Genomic DNA, 15,467 nt, shown 5'->3' on the forward strand with positions numbered 1-15,467 from the left:
CCTCCTTGCCGGCGATGGGCTGCAAAGCAGCCCAAAGGGTGAAAATCAACCCAGCTCTACGATCTCGTAACCGTGGGTGATCTCAACGCCTGCACGCTCCAGCATGATCGATGCCGAGCAGTATTTCTCCGCCGACAGTTCGACAGCCCGTTTTACCTGGGCCTCTTTCAGACCACGCCCCTTCACCACGAAGTTCATGTGGATCTTGGTGAACACTTTCGGGTCTTCACTGGCGCGCTCTGCCTCCAGGAACGCTTCGCAGCTTTCCACTGCCTGGCGCGACTTTTTCAGAATGCTCACTACGTCGAAGCTGCTGCAGCCACCGAGGCCCAGCAGGAGCATTTCCATCGGGCGCACGCCCAGATTGCGACCACCCGCTTCGGGCGGACCGTCCATCACCACGACATGGCCGCTCCCGGACTCGCCGAGGAACATCGCTTCACCGGCCCACTGGATGCGTGCCTTCATCTATCCGGACTCCTAAATATCGGAAAAGGGTGTCAGCTTAGACCTTGTGTGGCTGTCGGAAAAGATCAAGACGTGTCGCAATTGTGCCGAAACATCCCACAGTGTCTGATAAGCTGGCGCCAAATGACTGGCGTCAACCGTCAGGCATCCTAGAAAAAGCTCATACCTCACATCGAACAGGATTTCGTGATGGTTGCCTCAGCCCTACCCGCCAAGATCAAGAACATCGATAAACTGCTGGTCCACTGCCAACGCCGCCGTTATGTCGCCAAGAGCAACATCATTTGCGCGGGTGATCGGGCCGAGACGCTGTCGTTCATCATCAAAGGGTCGGTCACCATCCTGATCGAAGACGACGAAGGTCACGAGATGATCATCGCGTACCTCAACAGTGGCGACTTCTTTGGCGAGTTGGGCCTGTTCGAGCCCGTGGGTAGCGATCAGCAGCGCAGCGCCTGGGTTCGCGCCAAGACCGAATGCGAGGTGGCGGAGATCAGCTACGACAAGTTCCGCGAACTGTCGCGCCACGACCCGGACATCCTCTATGCCCTGGGCAGCCAGATGGCCCAACGCCTGCGCAACACCACGCGCAAGGTTGGCGACCTGGCCTTCTTCGATGTGACAGGCCGAGTGGCGCGCTGCCTGCTTGACCTGTGCAAGCAACCCGACGCCATGACCCATCCGGATGGCATGCAGATCAAGATCACCCGTCAGGAGATCGGTCGCATCGTCGGCTGTTCGCGGGAGATGGTCGGCCGCGTCCTGAAGGACCTCGAGGAACGCAGCCTGGTGCAGGTCAAGGGCAAGACCATGGTGGTCTACGGAACACGCTAGTCCCTGGGCAGTTTCGCCAGCTCATCAGCATAGGCTTGCGACAAGCGCTCGAACCAGGGCGCTTCGGGCACCACTTCATGCAGAGCGATATGGCTGTCGGCGCGGCAGCGCTGCTCCAGGTCGCAACATTCGTTGAAACGGTTGACGGCCGCGACCATCGACTCCCGCTCGTTGTCCAGCAGCAGGGCGCCATGGACCAGCACCACGGCCCGCTTGCCACCCAGTCCCTGGCGCCAGCGCTGAGCGGTGCCGACCAGTTTGCGGCCGTTGAGGTTGACGTTGAAACGCCCGTCGCAGAAAGCACCGTCGATTTCGCCCACCGAAGCCACGCCACCCCATTCGCGCAGCACATCGCACAAAGGCAGGCACAGTCGCTCGTAGGCATGCTCGATTCGCCCATGGTCGCCTTCGCTGCGCGGCGCGACGTAGACCAGCGCGACATTCACCGTCGCGTGGGACTGTGGCACCGGCTCACCACCGGTTTCCCGCAGCAGCACAGGCCATCCGGCAATCGCCAACTCGGCGCATGCAGCCTCGAAGTTTTCCAGCCGGCTCATGCGCCGTGGCATCACCAGGGCATGATCGGTGGGGCGCCAGAACAGCACGCCAGCGTCACGCTCGCCGCGGCAGACGGCCGCCAGCAGTTCCTGCTCGGCGTGCAGGCCTTGTTCGACAGTCAGTGCCAGGGGTTGATCGGTCATCCTTTCACCTTTGTTAGCAGCCATGGCAGGCCTACAAAAAAGCCGGCAATACGCCGGCTTCGTTTCGATCAGTCCAGTTGCTGAACAGTCTTCTTGACCTGATCAGGGAAGAACAACCGCTGCAGCTCCAACCCTGGTTGCTCGGCACGCATGAACGCCTCCCCCACCAGGAAGGTGTAGACCTCGTTGATTTCCATCAGCTCGACGTCAGCACGGTTGAGAATGCCGCTTTCGGTAATGGCCAGGCGATCACGTGGGATGCGCGGCAACAAGTCGAGGGTGGTCTCCAGGCTCACCTCGAAGGTGTGCAGGTTACGGTTGTTGACCCCCACCAACGGCGTATCGAGCGTCTTCAGTGCACGCTCCAGCTCGTCGCCGTCATGCACTTCGACCAGGACATCCAGGCCGACCTCCTTGGCCGTGGCGGCCAGCTCAGCCATCTTCACGTCGTCCAGCGCCGACACGATCAGCAGCACGCAGTCGGCGCCCAAGGCACGAGCCTCGACGATCTGGTACGGGTCGACCATGAAGTCCTTGCGGATCACCGGCAGCGAAACGGCGGCGCGAGCTTGCTGCAGGTATTCGTCGGCGCCTTGGAAGTAGTCCACATCGGTCAGCACCGACAGGCAGGTCGCCCCACCCTTTTCGTAGCTGACGGCAATGTCCGCCGGCACGAAGTCCTCGCGGATCACACCCTTGCTCGGCGAGGCCTTCTTGATTTCGGCAATGACCGCCGCCTGCTTGCGCTTGGCCTGCTCGATCAGGGCATTGGCAAAACCTCGGGGCGCATCGGCCGACTTGGCCAGACGCTCCAGTTCGGCAAAGCTTACGCGCGCGCTGCGCTCGGCCACTTCCTGGAATTTGCGGGCGATGATCCTTTCCAGCACCGTCGGCACACTCATGCTTCGTTCTCCACCTTGAATACCGCCGTAAAGGCACCCAGCTCCTGCAGCTTCTCCCAGGCCAGCCCGGTGTGCAGCACGTCATGGGCCAGTTCCACACCCGACTTGAGGCTCATTGCATGGTCTGCGGCATACAACGCCGCGCCCGCATTGAGCACGATCATTTCGGCGGCTTTCTGCCCGTTCTCAGTCTTGCGACGACCCAAGGCATCGCGTATCAGCGCCAACGAGGCCTCCGGGCCTTCGACAGCCAGGCCATGCAGGCTCTGGCTCTTCATGCCGAGGTCCTCCGGTTCGACCCAGTACTCGGTGATCTGGTCATTCTTCAGTTCGGCCACGAAGGTCGGCGCGGCCAGGCTGAACTCGTCCAGACCGTCCTTCGAATGCACCACCAGCACATGCTTGCTGCCCAGGCGTTGCAGCACTTCGGCCAACGGACGGCACAGGGCCTGGGTAAACACGCCGACCACCTGGTGTTTCACACCGGCCGGATTCGTAAGCGGGCCGAGCATATTGAACAGGGTACGCAGCCCCAGGTCACGGCGTGGGCCAGCCGCGAACTTCATTGCCTTGTGGTGGCTCTGAGCGAACATGAAGCCGATCCCCAGGCTGTCGATGCAACGGGCGACCTGGGTTGGATTCAGATCCAGGTAGACTCCGGCGGCCTCCAGCAGGTCCGCGCTGCCGCTCTTGCCGGAGACAGCACGGTTGCCGTGCTTGGCCACAGGGCACCCCGCCGCCGCGAGGACGAAGGAGGATGCGGTGGAAACGTTGAAGATGTTGGCGCCATCACCGCCGGTACCGACGATATCGACCACGCCATCGAGGCTTTGCAGCTCGACCTTGTCAGCCAGTTCGCGCATCACCGAGACCGCACCGACAATCTCGTCGATGCTCTCGCTCTTCATGCGCATGCCCATCAGGAAGGCGCCGATCTGCGCCTCGCTGCATTGGCCGGTCATGATCTGGCGCATGACATCGCGCATTTCTTCGGTGCTGAGGTCAAGGTGGCCGACGATACGGCTCAACGCGCTCTTGATATCCATGTTCGGTCCTTAGCGGCGGCCGCCGGTCTGCTTGAGGAAGTTGGCGAACAGCTCGTGGCCCTGCTCGGTCAGGATCGATTCAGGGTGGAACTGCACCCCTTCGATGTTAAGCGTCTTGTGGCGCAACCCCATGATCTCGTCGACCGCGCCATCTGCGTGGGCGGTCCAGGCGGTCACTTCCAGGCAGTCAGGCAAGGTTTCGCGCTTCACCACCAGGGAATGGTAGCGGGTCACGGTGAGCGGATTGTTCAGGCCGGCGAACACACCCAGGTCGCGGTGCAACACCGGGCTGGTCTTGCCATGCATCACCTGACGCGCCCGCACCACATCGCCGCCGAAGGCCTGGCCGATGGACTGGTGCCCCAGGCAGACGCCAAGGATTGGCAGCTTGCCGGCGAAATGCAGGATGGCCTCGATGGACACACCCGCTTCGCTCGGTGTGCATGGACCAGGCGAGACGACGATGCGTTCCGGATTGAGGGCTTCGATCTCGGCGATGGTCATTTCGTCGTTGCGAATGACCTTTACCTCGGCACCCAGCTCGCCAAGGTACTGAACAACGTTGTAAGTGAATGAGTCGTAATTGTCGATCATCAGTAACATCGGGATGAACCTCTTGAATCTACTGACTTTTGAATTCGAATCTTCCTACACGCCAGAACAAGCGCAAATGCAGCCGCATCGTGCGGTGGCGGGTGTTACAAAGAGGAAGACAAACGGGGGCGGGCCGGACTTGCCGGCAGGAGATAAAGTCAGGCGCGCCAACGCCAACGGGCGTGGGCCTTGATTACGCGCATCAAGAGTTTGCTGACGATCAACACAGGATAGGTCTCGCTCATACGTCCCGGCACAGTAGCTTACCGGGGCGCCTGGCGCAATATGCCCGTAAACACGGGGTAACGAATGGACTTGTGAGAAAAGACCTTTGCTTTGTTAAGGTCAATCGGGCTGTTCCGATAAAAACAATGAGAAGGATATCTACCCATGCAATGTTCGCATTTCCTGCGCTTCACCCTCTGTACGCTCGCGCTGGCCTGCAGCCAAGCCCTGGCAGCTCCTTCGCCATATTCCACCATGATCGTGTTCGGCGACAGCTTGAGCGATGCCGGCCAGTTTCCCGATCTACTGGGAGGCACTGATGGCATGCGCTTCACCAACCGTGACAGCGACGGCAACTTCGCCCCCGTCTCGCCGATGATCCTCGGAGGACAACTGGGGGTAGCGCCAGCAGACCTCAACCCTTCCACCTCCTTCGGAATTCGCCCGGATGGTAACAACTGGGCGGTTGGCGGCTACACGACCCAGCAAATACTGGATTCGATCACCGGCACCTCTCAATTGATCATTCCCCCTGGCAACCTGGGAGCGGGCACCGTGATTCGTCAGCGACCTGGCTACCTGGCCAATGGCCTGCGCGCAGACCCCAACGCGCTCTACTACCTGACCGGTGGCGGCAATGACTTCCTCCAAGGCCTGGTGAACACCCCCGCGGACGCGGCGGCAGCCGGCGCACGCCTGGCCGCCAGCGCCCAGGCGCTACAGCAAGGAGGGGCACGCTACATCATGGTCTGGCTACTGCCAGACCTCGGCCAGACCCCGAACTTCAGCGGATCGCCCTTGCAAGGCGCCCTGTCACAGCTGTCGAGCGTGTTCAACCAATCGCTGGTCGGCCAGCTCGGGCAGATCGACGCCGAGATCATCCCACTGAATGTTCCCGTGCTACTGCAGGAAGCCGTCACCGACCCGAGCCAATTCGGCCTGGCCACAGGACAGAACCTGATCGGCACCTGCTACAGCGGCAACAATTGCGTTGCAAACCCCGTGTATGGCGCCAACGGCACAGCGCCCGACCCAACCAAGCTTCTTTTCAACGACTCAGTCCATCCGACCATTGCGGGCCAGCTACTGATCGCCGACTACGCCTACTCGATTCTCTCCGCCCCATGGGAACTGACACTGCTGCCAGAAATGGCTCACTCCAGCCTCCGGGCACACCAGGACGAGCTGCGCAACCAGTGGCAGACGCCGTGGCAAGGCGTAGGGCAATGGCAACCGTTCGTTGCAACCGGTGCCCAGGATCTGGACTTCGACGAGCAAGGCAGCGCTGCCAGCGGTAACGGCCATGGCTATAGCCTGACGCTGGGCGGCAGCTACCGGCTGAATGACGCTTGGCGACTGGGGCTGGCGGGCGGTGTGTATCGGCAAAAGCTGGAAGCAGGTGCACAGGACTCCAATTACAAGCTCGACAGCTACCTGGCCACTGCCTTCGCCCAGTTCAGACAGGACCGCTGGTGGGCCGATACCGCCTTGAGCGCGGGGCACCTGGACTACCGCGACCTCAAGCGTACCTTTGCCCTGGGGGTGAACGACCGTAGCGAGAAAGCCGACACCGATGGCGAGGCCTGGGCAGTCACCGGCCGCCTGGGCTACAACCTGGCAGCAGCCAGCAGCACCTGGCAACTGTCACCCTTCCTCAGCGCCGACTATGCGCGGGTGAAGGTGGACGGCTACGACGAGAAGAGCGGACGTTCGACGGCGCTTGGCTTCGATGACCAGGAACGTACTTCACGACGCTTGGGGCTGGGGTTGTTGGGCAGTGTGCAGGTATCGCCGAGCACCCGGCTGTTCGCCGAGGTGGCGCGCGAGCATGAGTTTGAGGATGACCAGCAAGAGGTGACGATGCACCTGACCAGCTTGCCGGCGAACGAGTTCACACTGACCGGGTATACGCCGAACAGTAACCTCACCCGGGCCAGTGTGGGACTGACCCATGAGTTGACGGCCGGGGTGCATCTGCGAGGGAACTACACCTGGCGCAAGAGCGATGAGTTAACGCAACAAGGGATGAGCCTGGGGATCAGCGTCGACTTCTAGGACGGTGGGGGCCGCTTAGCGGCCCTTTTGCGACATCAGGCCGCTTCAACTGCTTGGAGACTGCGAAAGGGCTGCAAAGCAGCCCCAGATGCCGACGAACTACTTGGCAGAGGTCTGCTCAGCCAGCGCCACTGCCCGGAACATCGCCCGGCGCTTGTTGATGGTTTCTTCCCACTCCAGTGCCGGTACCGAGTCGGCAACGATGCCCCCGCCAGCCTGCACATGCAACTCGCCGTCCTTTATCACCGCCGTGCGAATGGCGATGGCTGTGTCCATATTGCCGTTCCAGGCAAAGTAGCCCACCGCCCCTCCGTACACACCCCGCTTGACCGGCTCGAGTTCGTCGATGATCTCCATCGCACGAATTTTCGGCGCCCCCGACAAGGTGCCCGCCGGCAGGATCGCCCGCAGCGCATCCATGGCGGTCAGGCCTTGGCGCAGTTGGCCAGTGACATTGGACACGATGTGCATCACGTTCGAGTAGCGTTCGATCACCATCTTCTCGGTCAGGCGAACGCTACCGGTCGAGGACACGCGCCCCACATCGTTGCGACCCAGGTCGATCAGCATCAGGTGCTCGGCGATCTCTTTCTCGTCCGACAGCAGGTCGTCTTCCAGCGCCCGGTCGGCTTCTTCGGTAGCGCCGCGCGGGCGAGTGCCGGCAATCGGGCGCACGGTGACCAGGTTGTCTTCTACCCGCACCAGCACTTCGGGCGAGCTGCCAACGACATGGAAGTCACCAAAGTTGAAGAAGTACATGTAGGGCGTCGGGTTGAAGCAACGCAGCGCACGGTAAAGGTCGATCGGCGCGGCCTTGAAGTCGATGGACATCCGCTGCGACGGCACCACCTGCATGCAGTCGCCCGCCAGGATGTATTCCTTGATCCGCCCAACCGCGTTCTCGTAGTCATCACGGGTATAGCTGGAGCGGAATTCCGGCTCGGCCGCCAGCGGGCCGCTCAAGTCCAGGCCACGGCGTGGCGTGATCGGTTGACGCAGGGTTTCCAGCAAACCCTGCAGGCGCGCCTGGCCCTGCTCGAAAGCCTGCTCCTCGGTCGGGTCGACCAGCACGATCGCATGCATCTTGCCCGCCAGGTTGTCGAACACCACCACGGCGTCGGACACCATCAGCAGAATGTCCGGCACGCCCAGCGGATCTGGGTTTGGGCAAGCGCCCAGACGCTTCTCGACATAGCGCACGCAGTCATAGCCGAAGTAACCGACCAGGCCGCCATTGAAGCGCGGCAGGCCAGGGATGTCGGCGACCTTGTAGCGGTCCTTGAAGGTTTCGACGAACGCCAGCGGGTCTTCCACATCGTGGTTTTCCACTTCGACGCCGTCTTGCAGGATGCTCACATGGTAGCCATGTACACGCATCACGGTGCGCGACGGCAGACCGATCATCGAGTAACGGCCCCACTTCTCGCCGCCCTGCACCGATTCGAGCAGGTAGGAATTGGGTTGGTCAGCCAGTTTCAGGTAGATCGACAGCGGCGTATCGAAGTCGGCCAGGGTTTCACAGGCCAAGGGGATGCGGTTGTAGCCGGCAGCGGCCAAGCGCAGGAATTCTTCGCGGGTCATGGGTAGCCTCGTGGCAAGCAGCAATGGGTTCGGGCAAGCGGACGGACCGGCAGGCGCCGGTGGGCAGAAGTCAGGCGCGCCAGCGCCAACGGGCCAGGGCCTTGATGACTTTCATCCAGAATTTGCCAGTAACCGCCACGGTGGACTCTCTGTCTTGTGAGGCTTGAAGGTCCGCCAACGTTATCCCAGTGGCCGGGTCTACGCAACCAGGCAGCAGGGCGCGCAGGTCGTCGACCACCAGATTGGGTGATTCGTCGTGAATCGGCCGACCGTGGTTGTAGCCATAGGTCAGGCCGACACACTTCACCCCTGCCGCCTTGGCCGCCAACACATCGCTGCGCGAGTCGCCGACGAACAATGACTGCTCGGGGGCAACGCCGGCCATTTTCATGACGAACAACAGCGCGGCTGGGTCTGGCTTCTTCTGGGGCAAGGTGTCGCCGCCGATGATCCAGCGGAAATATCGACCGATTTTCATCTGGTCCAGCAGAGGGCCGACGAAACGCTCGGGCTTGTTGGTGATCAACGCCATCTCCACGCCCTGCTTGCGCAGCCAGCGCAGGGTGTCCTTCACACCGGGGTAGATTTCCGTCAGCTCATGGCTTTGGGCATAGGCGTCCATGAACAGCGCCAGCCCTTGCTCGGCCAGTGCCTCATCCACACCCTCATGCTCGATATCGCCGGCCAGCGCACGGCGCACCAGGACCTGGGCACCATTGCCCACCCATTGGCGCACCGCATCGAGGCCAGCCGGCGGTCGCCCGAGTTCGAGCAGCATACGATCCACAGCGGCGGCCAGGTCGGGGACGGAGTCGATCAAGGTACCGTCCAGATCGAACATCACCAGCCTGGGCAGCGCCCCTGGGAACAGCTGCTCGAAGCCGCTCATGGGCGTGCCTGGGCCAGTTCGGCGCGCATCGTGGCGATGACTTGCTCATAGTCCGGGGCGTTGAAGATCGCCGAGCCGGCAACGAAGGTATCGGCACCAGCAGCGGCGATTTCACGGATGTTGTTGACGTTGACGCCACCGTCGATTTCCAGACGGATATCACGCCCACTGGCGTCGATCAGGGCACGGGCCTCGCGCAGTTTGTCGAGGGTGCCGGGGATGAACTTCTGCCCGCCGAAGCCTGGGTTGACGCTCATCAGCAGGACCATGTCGATCTTGTCCATCACGTACTTCAGGGCGTCCAGGCTGGTGGCCGGGTTGAACACCAGTCCAGCCTTGCAGCCGCCGTCCTTGATCAGTTGCAGCGAACGGTCGATGTGCTGGGAAGCTTCCGGGTGGAAGGTGATGTAGGTAGCGCCGGCCTCGATGAAATCGCCGATGATGCGGTCGACCGGGCTGACCATCAGGTGCACGTCGATCGGCGCGGTCACACCGTACTTGCGCAGCGCGCTGCAGACCATCGGGCCGATGGTCAGGTTGGGGACGTAGTGGTTGTCCATGACATCGAAGTGAACGATGTCGGCCCCAGCGGCCAATACCTTGTCGACGTCCTCGCCCAGACGGGCGAAATCGGCGGAAAGAATGGAGGGGGCAATAGCGTAGGGCTGCATGGCGCACCTGTTGGCAGAATCACGGTGGTGCGCATTGTAACTCAGGGAAACGGATCGGGGCTGATTAGCATCAACCTGTACCGACCTCTTAACAACTAACGCCGCGAAGAGGTCGGTACCGCCACCCCATGATCAGGCGGGTTGTTGAGTTCTGAGCTTCTCGCTACGCCCACGCAACCACTCCAGGGTCAGCAACAACACTACCGAGAAGGCAATCAGCAAGGTCGCCGCCGCGGCAATGGTCGGGCTCAGGTTCTCGCGGATCCCGCTGAACATCTGCCGCGGCAGGGTCGCCTGCTCGGGGCCCGCCAGGAACAGCGTCACCACCACCTCATCGAACGAGGTGGCGAACGCGAACAGCGCCCCCGAGATCACGCCCGGCGCAATCAGTGGCAGCGTCACACGACGGAACGTCAGCAGCGGCGAGGCGCCAAGGCTGGCTGCCGCCCGGACCAGGTTGTAATTGAAGCCCTGCAGGGTGGCCGATACCGTGATGATCACGAACGGCACACCCAGCACCGCATGCACCAGGATCAACGACACGAAGCTGTTGCCCATCCCCAGCGGTGCGAAGAACAGGTAACTGGCCACACCGATGATCACCACCGGCACCACCATCGGCGAAATCACCAGTGCCATCACCAGCGACTTGCCGGGGAAGTCGCCACGCGTCAGGCCGATGGATGCCAAGGTGCCGAACACCATGGCCAGCACGGTAGCCGCCGGGGCGACGATGATGCTGTTCTTCAGCGCGCGCATCCATTCGGCCGAGGCGAAGAAGTCGTGATACCACTGCAGCGAGAAGCCTTGCAGCGGGTAGACCAGGAAACTGCCGCTGTTGAACGACAACGGCACGATCACCAGCACCGGCAATACCAAAAACAGCAGGATCAGGCCGCAAAGAATGCGCAGGCTGTAGAACCAGACCCGCTCCACGGGCGACATGTAAGGGCTCAGCATGACAAGGCTCCTCAGCTCAGGCGCAGGCGGCTGGCGCCGACCAGCCAGCTATAGATCAGGTACAACAGCACGGTCGCTAGCAGCAACAGCCCGCCCAGTGCGGTGGCCATGCCCCAGTTGATGCTGGTGTTGGTATAGAAGGCCACGAAGTAGCTGACCATCTGGTCGTTCGGGCTGCCCAGCAGCGCCGGGGTGATGTAGTAGCCGATCGCCAGGATGAACACCAACAGGCAGCCGGCGCCCACACCCGCGTAGGTCTGCGGGAAGTACACACGCCAGAAGCTGGCGAACGGGTGACAACCCAGCGAGATCGCCGCGCGCATGTAGCTCGGCGAAATGCCCTTCATCACGCTGTACAACGGCAGGATCATGAACGGCAGCAGGATGTGAACCATCGAGATGTATACACCGGTACGGTTGAACACCAGCTCCAACGGCTCATCGATGATGCCCATCGCCATCAACGCGCTGTTGATCAGGCCGCCCGATTGCAGCAGTACGATCCACGCCGCTACCCGCACCAGGATCGAGGTCCAGAACGGCAGCAGCACCAGGATCATCAGCAGGTTGCTTTGCCGGGTCGGCAGGTTGGCCAGCAGGTAGGCCAGCGGGTAGGCCAGCACCAGGCAGATGGCGGTGATCACCACACCCATCCACAGGGTGCGGGCGAAAATATCCAGGTAGATGGCTTGATCGGGGGTGGCCTTGGCCAGTTCACCGAGGTCATCGATACGGTGATCGAGCGAAGCCAGCAGGTAGAACGAGGTGACCGAACTGGTGTTGCGACGGATCGCCTGCCAGTAGGCCGGGTCGCCCCAACGCTCGTCGAGGGCCTGCAAGGCATCTTTATAGGAAGCAGGCTCGGCCTTGAACGGCAGTGCCCGTGCAGTCTTGGCCAACAGGCTGCGGTAGCCGGCCAGCTCCATGTTCAGGCGCTTGGAGAGGTCGCCCAATGTCTGGTTCTTGCGCGATTCGGCCAGGTCCTGACTCAGCGCCTTATAGACGTCCTCGCCAGGCAGGCTCTTGCCGTCCCACTGGCTGATCACCTCGACCGTACGCGGCAGGCCGCCCACCACTTCCGGGTTGCCGACGCTCTTGTACAGCAGCGCCGCAATCGGCACCAGAAACACCAGCAGGAGAAACAGCGCCAGCGGCGCGATCAACGCCTGCGCCTTCCAGCGGTTGACCCGCTCGGCGTGCTTGAGGCGCTGCTTGAGACTTGGACCTGCGCCTTCGTTTAGGGGCACTGCAATGGCCATGGCGAACTCCGCGAAACAGAAAAACGGGGGGCGCTGTCGCCGCCGGGTAACGGCGACAGGTTGAGGCTGTGGTGCAGCCCATCGCCGGCAAGCCGGCTCCTACGGACCTGTAGGAGCCGCGCAGCGGCTCCAAGTCGATTACTTCTTCGCCGCCCAGGCGTTGAAGCGCTGCTCCAGCTGCTCGCTGTTGTCAGCCCAGAAGGCCACGTCGATCTGCACCTGGTTGGCAATGTTTTCAGGTGTGGTCGGCATGTCTTTCTTCACCGCATCGGCCAGCAGCGGTACCGCCTTGGAGTTGGCAGGGCCGTAGGCGATGTTCTCGGAGTAGGTTTTCTGCTGCTCGGGCTGGACGCTGAAGGCGATGAATTTCTTCGCCTCTTCGACGTTCTTGGCGCCCTTCGGAATGGCCCAGGCGTCGAAGTCGTAGATACCGCCGTTCCACACCACCTTCAGGTTGCTTTCCTTCTGCACCGCGGCGATACGGCCGTTGTAGGCCGAGCTCATGACCACGTCACCCGAAGCCAGGTACTGCGGCGGCTGGGCGCCGGCTTCCCACCACTGGATGCTTGGCTTGAGCTGGTCGAGTTTCTTGAAGGCACGGTCCACGCCCTCTTTGGTACCGAGCACCTGATAGACGTCCTTCGGCGCAACACCGTCGGCCATCAGCGCGAACTCGAGGGTGTACTTGGCGCCCTTGCGCAGGCCGCGCTTGCCTGGGAATTTCTTGGTGTCCCAGAAATCAGCCCAGCTGGTCGGCGCGGTCTTGAGTTTGTCGGCGTTGTAGGCCAGTACCGTGGACCACACGAAGAAACCGACACCGCAAGGCTGGATGGCACCCTTGACGTAGTCGCTTTCGTTGCCGAACAGCGCAGGGTCGAGCTCCTCGAACATCCCCTCGTCGCAGCCACGGGCCAGCTCTGGCGACTCCACCTCCACCAGGTTCCAGGACACGCTGTTGGTGTCGACCATGGCTTTGACCTTGGCCATTTCACCGTTGTACTCACCCGCAACGATCTTGCCGTTGCCAGCCTTTTCCCACGGCTCGTAGAACGCTTTGACCTGGGCCGCCTTGTTGGCACCACCGAACGACACCACGGTCAGGTCCGCCGCCATGGCCTGGCCGGCGGCGAACAGCCCCAGGGCCAGGGCGGTCAGTTTCAACTGCTTGCGCATTCTTATTCTCTCCACAGTACAGGGTTGGTGAAACACTCCATCAATGGGCTTCGGCAATCGGATCGAGCGCGCGGGCGTGCTCCACCTCCCAGCCCAGCGGTACCACATCGCCCACGGCCAGCGCCGGGTCGAGTTCGGCAATCGGCTGTTTGACGAAAAAGTCAGCCTTGCCGCAAACCTCAAGGCGCACACGCACGTGGTCGCCCAGATAGATGAATTCGGCCACCCGGCCAGAGAAGCGGTTGACACAGCGTTCGCTGTGGCCGTTCAGGCGCACGCGTTCAGGACGGATAGACAGCGTGACCGGCTCGCCGGCCTGGCCGACATTCACCGCCAGCGCCTCGACCCGCTCGCCACGCCCGAGCTGCACCTGGCAACGCTTGCCATCGCTGCCCAGTAACGTGCCGTTGATGCGGTTGTTTTCGCCGATGAAGTTGGCGACGAAGGTATTGCAGGGTTCTTCATACAGGGTGCGAGGGTCGGCGATCTGCTGGATCTCGCCCTGATGGAACACCGCTACCCGGTCAGACATGGTCAGCGCCTCGCCCTGATCGTGAGTCACGTAGACCACGGTCACACCCAGCCGCTGGTGGATGTGCTTGATTTCCATCTGCATGTGTTCGCGCAGCTGTTTGTCCAGCGCCCCGAGCGGTTCGTCCATCAATACCAACTGCGGTTCGAACACCAGTGCCCGGGCCAATGCCACGCGCTGCTGCTGGCCGCCGGACAACTGCCCGGGGTAGCGCTTGGCGAAGGCATCGAGCTGGACCATGTTCAGCACGCGCTTGACCCGCTCGCTGATGTCAGTCTTGCTCAGGTTGCGCACGGTCAGGGGGAAGGCCAGGTTCTCGGCCACGGTCATGTGCGGGAACAGCGCGTAGTTCTGGAACACCATGCCAATGTCGCGCTTGTGTGGCGGCACGTTGTTGATCGAGCGACCGGCCAGCTGGATCTCGCCTGCGGTAGGGGTTTCGAAGCCGGCCAGCATCATCAGGCTGGTGGTCTTGCCCGAACCGGAAGGGCCCAGCAGGGTCAGGAACTCACCCTTGCGGATGTCCAGGTTGAGGTCTTTGACGATCAGCGACTCGCCGTCGTAGCTCTTTTGCACACCACGGAAGCTGACCAGCGTCTCGCTGGTGGCCGCGTTCGAATTCGCCTCGCTCATGCCTGCACCTTCTTGTTGGATGACTGCGTGGATACAGACTAGACAAGGTGCAAGCCCCCGAAAATCGGGGGCACTGAGAGAATGCCATCATCCGGATGGAAGACTTCTTGTAGGGATTGCCCTACAAAGATGGCGGGATTGAGATAGCCCGAAGGCCAAATGCCACCGCTGTGTGGCAGCGAGTCCACCCGCGAAGACGCCAACCCAAGCGCTAAAAAACGGCTGGCCAGGCGCTTTTCGCCGGTAAAACCGCTCCTGCAGCGTGCACAGCCGTACCTCGGATCGTTGCTGTCGCAACCAGAACAGTCACAACAGCTTGTGCTCCATGGCGTACTTCACCAGCTCTGCCAGCGAGTTGACCTTGAGCTTCTGCATCAGCCGCGCTTTATGGGTACTGATGGTCTTGCTCGAAAGCGCCAGCTGCTGCGCGATGTCATTGACGTTGGCCCCCTGAGCCAGGCGCTCGAACACGGAAAACTCGCGCTCGGAGAGCAACGTGTGCAACGGCCGAGTCTCGGTCAGGCCTACCTCGAACACCATGCGGTCGGCCAGGGCCGGGTCGATGTAGCGCCCACCTCCAGCCACCCGGCGTATGGCAGTCAGCAGCAAGGCCGGGTCACTGTCCTTGGTGGCATAGCCCGCCGCACCGGCCTTGAGCGCGCGCGCCGCCATCTGGGCTTCGTCGTGCATCGACAGCATGAGAATCGCTGGGGCGTCGTTGAGCGCGCGTATCCGCGGGATGGCTTCCAGGCCATTCACACCGGGCATGGAGATATCCAGCAAGACCACCTCGCAGGGGGTATGGCGCAGGGTTTCCAGCAATTGCTCGCCGTTACTGGCCTCCCCCGCCACCTGCATGTCCTTGGCCAGGCCAATGAGCTGCTTGATGCCTTCACGGACAATGGTGTGGTCTTCGGCCACCAACACTCGAATCACGATCGTTC

15 protein-coding genes are annotated in these 15,467 nt (G+C 62.0%); 2 read left to right on the forward strand and 13 right to left on the reverse strand.

From position 1 onward, the window contains the following. Nucleotides 1–45: 45 nt before the first annotated feature. Nucleotides 46–468, reverse strand: coding sequence for an OsmC family protein (locus tag P3R38_RS22735; protein WP_004376171.1), 423 nt, complete (start codon nt 466–468; stop codon nt 46–48). Between the two features lie 189 nt (nt 469–657). Between P3R38_RS22735 and crp the strand changes: the two genes are divergently transcribed. Next, nucleotides 658–1,302 carry a cAMP-activated global transcriptional regulator CRP gene (crp, locus tag P3R38_RS22740; protein WP_023382653.1) on the forward strand — a complete coding sequence of 215 codons (645 nt, stop codon included), beginning with the start codon at nt 658–660 and terminating at the stop codon, nt 1,300–1,302. Here the strand turns inward: crp and P3R38_RS22745 are convergent. From P3R38_RS22745 to P3R38_RS22760, 4 genes are all read right to left on the reverse strand, one after another. Continuing rightward, nucleotides 1,299–2,003, reverse strand: a complete 705-nt coding sequence (locus P3R38_RS22745) for a lipoate--protein ligase family protein (protein WP_027907297.1) — start codon at nt 2,001–2,003, stop codon at nt 1,299–1,301. The genes crp and P3R38_RS22745 overlap by 4 nt on opposite strands. A 68-nt stretch (nt 2,004–2,071) precedes the next feature. Beyond that, nucleotides 2,072–2,905: an indole-3-glycerol phosphate synthase TrpC gene (gene trpC / locus P3R38_RS22750; RefSeq protein WP_023382655.1), complete on the reverse strand. Its 834-nt coding sequence runs from the start codon at nt 2,903–2,905 to the stop codon at nt 2,072–2,074. Continuing rightward, on the reverse strand, nt 2,902–3,951 hold the full coding sequence (gene trpD / locus P3R38_RS22755) for an anthranilate phosphoribosyltransferase (protein ID WP_023382656.1): 1,050 nt from the start codon (nt 3,949–3,951) through the stop codon (nt 2,902–2,904). Before trpD ends, trpC begins: the two co-directional genes overlap by 4 nt. 9 nt (nt 3,952–3,960) lie before the next feature. Further along, on the reverse strand, nt 3,961–4,554 hold the full coding sequence (locus P3R38_RS22760; RefSeq protein WP_027907298.1) for an aminodeoxychorismate/anthranilate synthase component II: 594 nt from the start codon (nt 4,552–4,554) through the stop codon (nt 3,961–3,963). A 381-nt stretch (nt 4,555–4,935) separates the two neighbouring features. On the opposite strand from P3R38_RS22760, the gene estP reads away from it, so the two are divergent. Next, nucleotides 4,936–6,825, forward strand: a complete 1,890-nt coding sequence (gene estP / locus P3R38_RS22765; protein ID WP_277686628.1) for an esterase EstP — start codon at nt 4,936–4,938, stop codon at nt 6,823–6,825. A 99-nt stretch (nt 6,826–6,924) separates the two neighbouring features. On the opposite strand, the gene trpE is transcribed toward estP, so the two are convergent. The 8 genes from trpE to P3R38_RS22805 form a co-directional block, all read right to left on the reverse strand. Next, nucleotides 6,925–8,406 (reverse strand): anthranilate synthase component I, encoded by a 1,482-nt coding sequence (trpE, locus tag P3R38_RS22770; RefSeq protein ID WP_023382659.1) that lies wholly within the window; start codon nt 8,404–8,406, stop codon nt 6,925–6,927. A gap of 70 nt (nt 8,407–8,476) precedes the next feature. Further along, nucleotides 8,477–9,295: a phosphoglycolate phosphatase gene (locus P3R38_RS22775; RefSeq protein WP_104883191.1), complete on the reverse strand. Its 819-nt coding sequence runs from the start codon at nt 9,293–9,295 to the stop codon at nt 8,477–8,479. Further along, nucleotides 9,292–9,966: a ribulose-phosphate 3-epimerase gene (gene rpe, locus P3R38_RS22780; protein ID WP_023382661.1), complete on the reverse strand. Its 675-nt coding sequence runs from the start codon at nt 9,964–9,966 to the stop codon at nt 9,292–9,294. Before rpe ends, P3R38_RS22775 begins: the two co-directional genes overlap by 4 nt. A 132-nt stretch (nt 9,967–10,098) precedes the next feature. Next, nucleotides 10,099–10,926, reverse strand: a complete 828-nt coding sequence (locus tag P3R38_RS22785; protein ID WP_023382662.1) for an ABC transporter permease — start codon at nt 10,924–10,926, stop codon at nt 10,099–10,101. Nucleotides 10,927–10,937: 11 nt separating this feature from the next. Then, nucleotides 10,938–12,185, reverse strand: a complete 1,248-nt coding sequence (locus P3R38_RS22790) for an ABC transporter permease (protein WP_023382663.1) — start codon at nt 12,183–12,185, stop codon at nt 10,938–10,940. A 138-nt stretch (nt 12,186–12,323) separates the two neighbouring features. Then, complete coding sequence (locus tag P3R38_RS22795; RefSeq protein ID WP_023382664.1) at nt 12,324–13,358, reverse strand: ABC transporter substrate-binding protein; 1,035 nt, start codon at nt 13,356–13,358, stop codon at nt 12,324–12,326. Nucleotides 13,359–13,398: 40 nt separating this feature from the next. After that, nucleotides 13,399–14,523, reverse strand: coding sequence for an ABC transporter ATP-binding protein (locus P3R38_RS22800; RefSeq protein WP_023382665.1), 1,125 nt, complete (start codon nt 14,521–14,523; stop codon nt 13,399–13,401). Between the two features lie 306 nt (nt 14,524–14,829). After that, nucleotides 14,830–15,462 (reverse strand): response regulator transcription factor, encoded by a 633-nt coding sequence (locus tag P3R38_RS22805; RefSeq protein ID WP_177325270.1) that lies wholly within the window; start codon nt 15,460–15,462, stop codon nt 14,830–14,832. Nucleotides 15,463–15,467: the final 5 nt, after the last annotated feature.

This window comes from Pseudomonas sp. NyZ480 (assembly GCF_029537255.1).
Lineage (GTDB): Bacteria > Pseudomonadota > Gammaproteobacteria > Pseudomonadales > Pseudomonadaceae > Aquipseudomonas > Aquipseudomonas taiwanensis.

Bases quoted from the DNA above. Each gene is read 5' to 3' on its own strand.
- trpD (WP_023382656.1), bottom strand. From the start codon at position 3,951: ATGGATATCAAGAGCGCGTTGAGCCGTATCGTCGGCCACCTTGACCTC.
- P3R38_RS22795 (WP_023382664.1), bottom strand. From the start codon at position 13,358: ATGCGCAAGCAGTTGAAACTGACCGCCCTGGCCCTGGGGCTGTTCGCC.
- P3R38_RS22735 (WP_004376171.1), bottom strand. From the start codon at position 468: ATGAAGGCACGCATCCAGTGGGCCGGTGAAGCGATGTTCCTCGGCGAG.
- P3R38_RS22745 (WP_027907297.1), bottom strand. From the start codon at position 2,003: ATGACCGATCAACCCCTGGCACTGACTGTCGAACAAGGCCTGCACGCC.
- P3R38_RS22775 (WP_104883191.1), bottom strand. From the start codon at position 9,295: ATGAGCGGCTTCGAGCAGCTGTTCCCAGGGGCGCTGCCCAGGCTGGTG.
- trpC (WP_023382655.1), bottom strand. From the start codon at position 2,905: ATGAGTGTGCCGACGGTGCTGGAAAGGATCATCGCCCGCAAATTCCAG.
- trpE (WP_023382659.1), bottom strand. From the start codon at position 8,406: ATGACCCGCGAAGAATTCCTGCGCTTGGCCGCTGCCGGCTACAACCGC.
- P3R38_RS22800 (WP_023382665.1), bottom strand. From the start codon at position 14,523: ATGAGCGAGGCGAATTCGAACGCGGCCACCAGCGAGACGCTGGTCAGC.
- P3R38_RS22760 (WP_027907298.1), bottom strand. From the start codon at position 4,554: ATGTTACTGATGATCGACAATTACGACTCATTCACTTACAACGTTGTT.
- crp (WP_023382653.1), top strand. From the start codon at position 658: ATGGTTGCCTCAGCCCTACCCGCCAAGATCAAGAACATCGATAAACTG.
- rpe (WP_023382661.1), bottom strand. From the start codon at position 9,966: ATGCAGCCCTACGCTATTGCCCCCTCCATTCTTTCCGCCGATTTCGCC.
- estP (WP_277686628.1), top strand. From the start codon at position 4,936: ATGCAATGTTCGCATTTCCTGCGCTTCACCCTCTGTACGCTCGCGCTG.
- P3R38_RS22785 (WP_023382662.1), bottom strand. From the start codon at position 10,926: ATGCTGAGCCCTTACATGTCGCCCGTGGAGCGGGTCTGGTTCTACAGC.
- P3R38_RS22790 (WP_023382663.1), bottom strand. From the start codon at position 12,185: ATGGCCATTGCAGTGCCCCTAAACGAAGGCGCAGGTCCAAGTCTCAAG.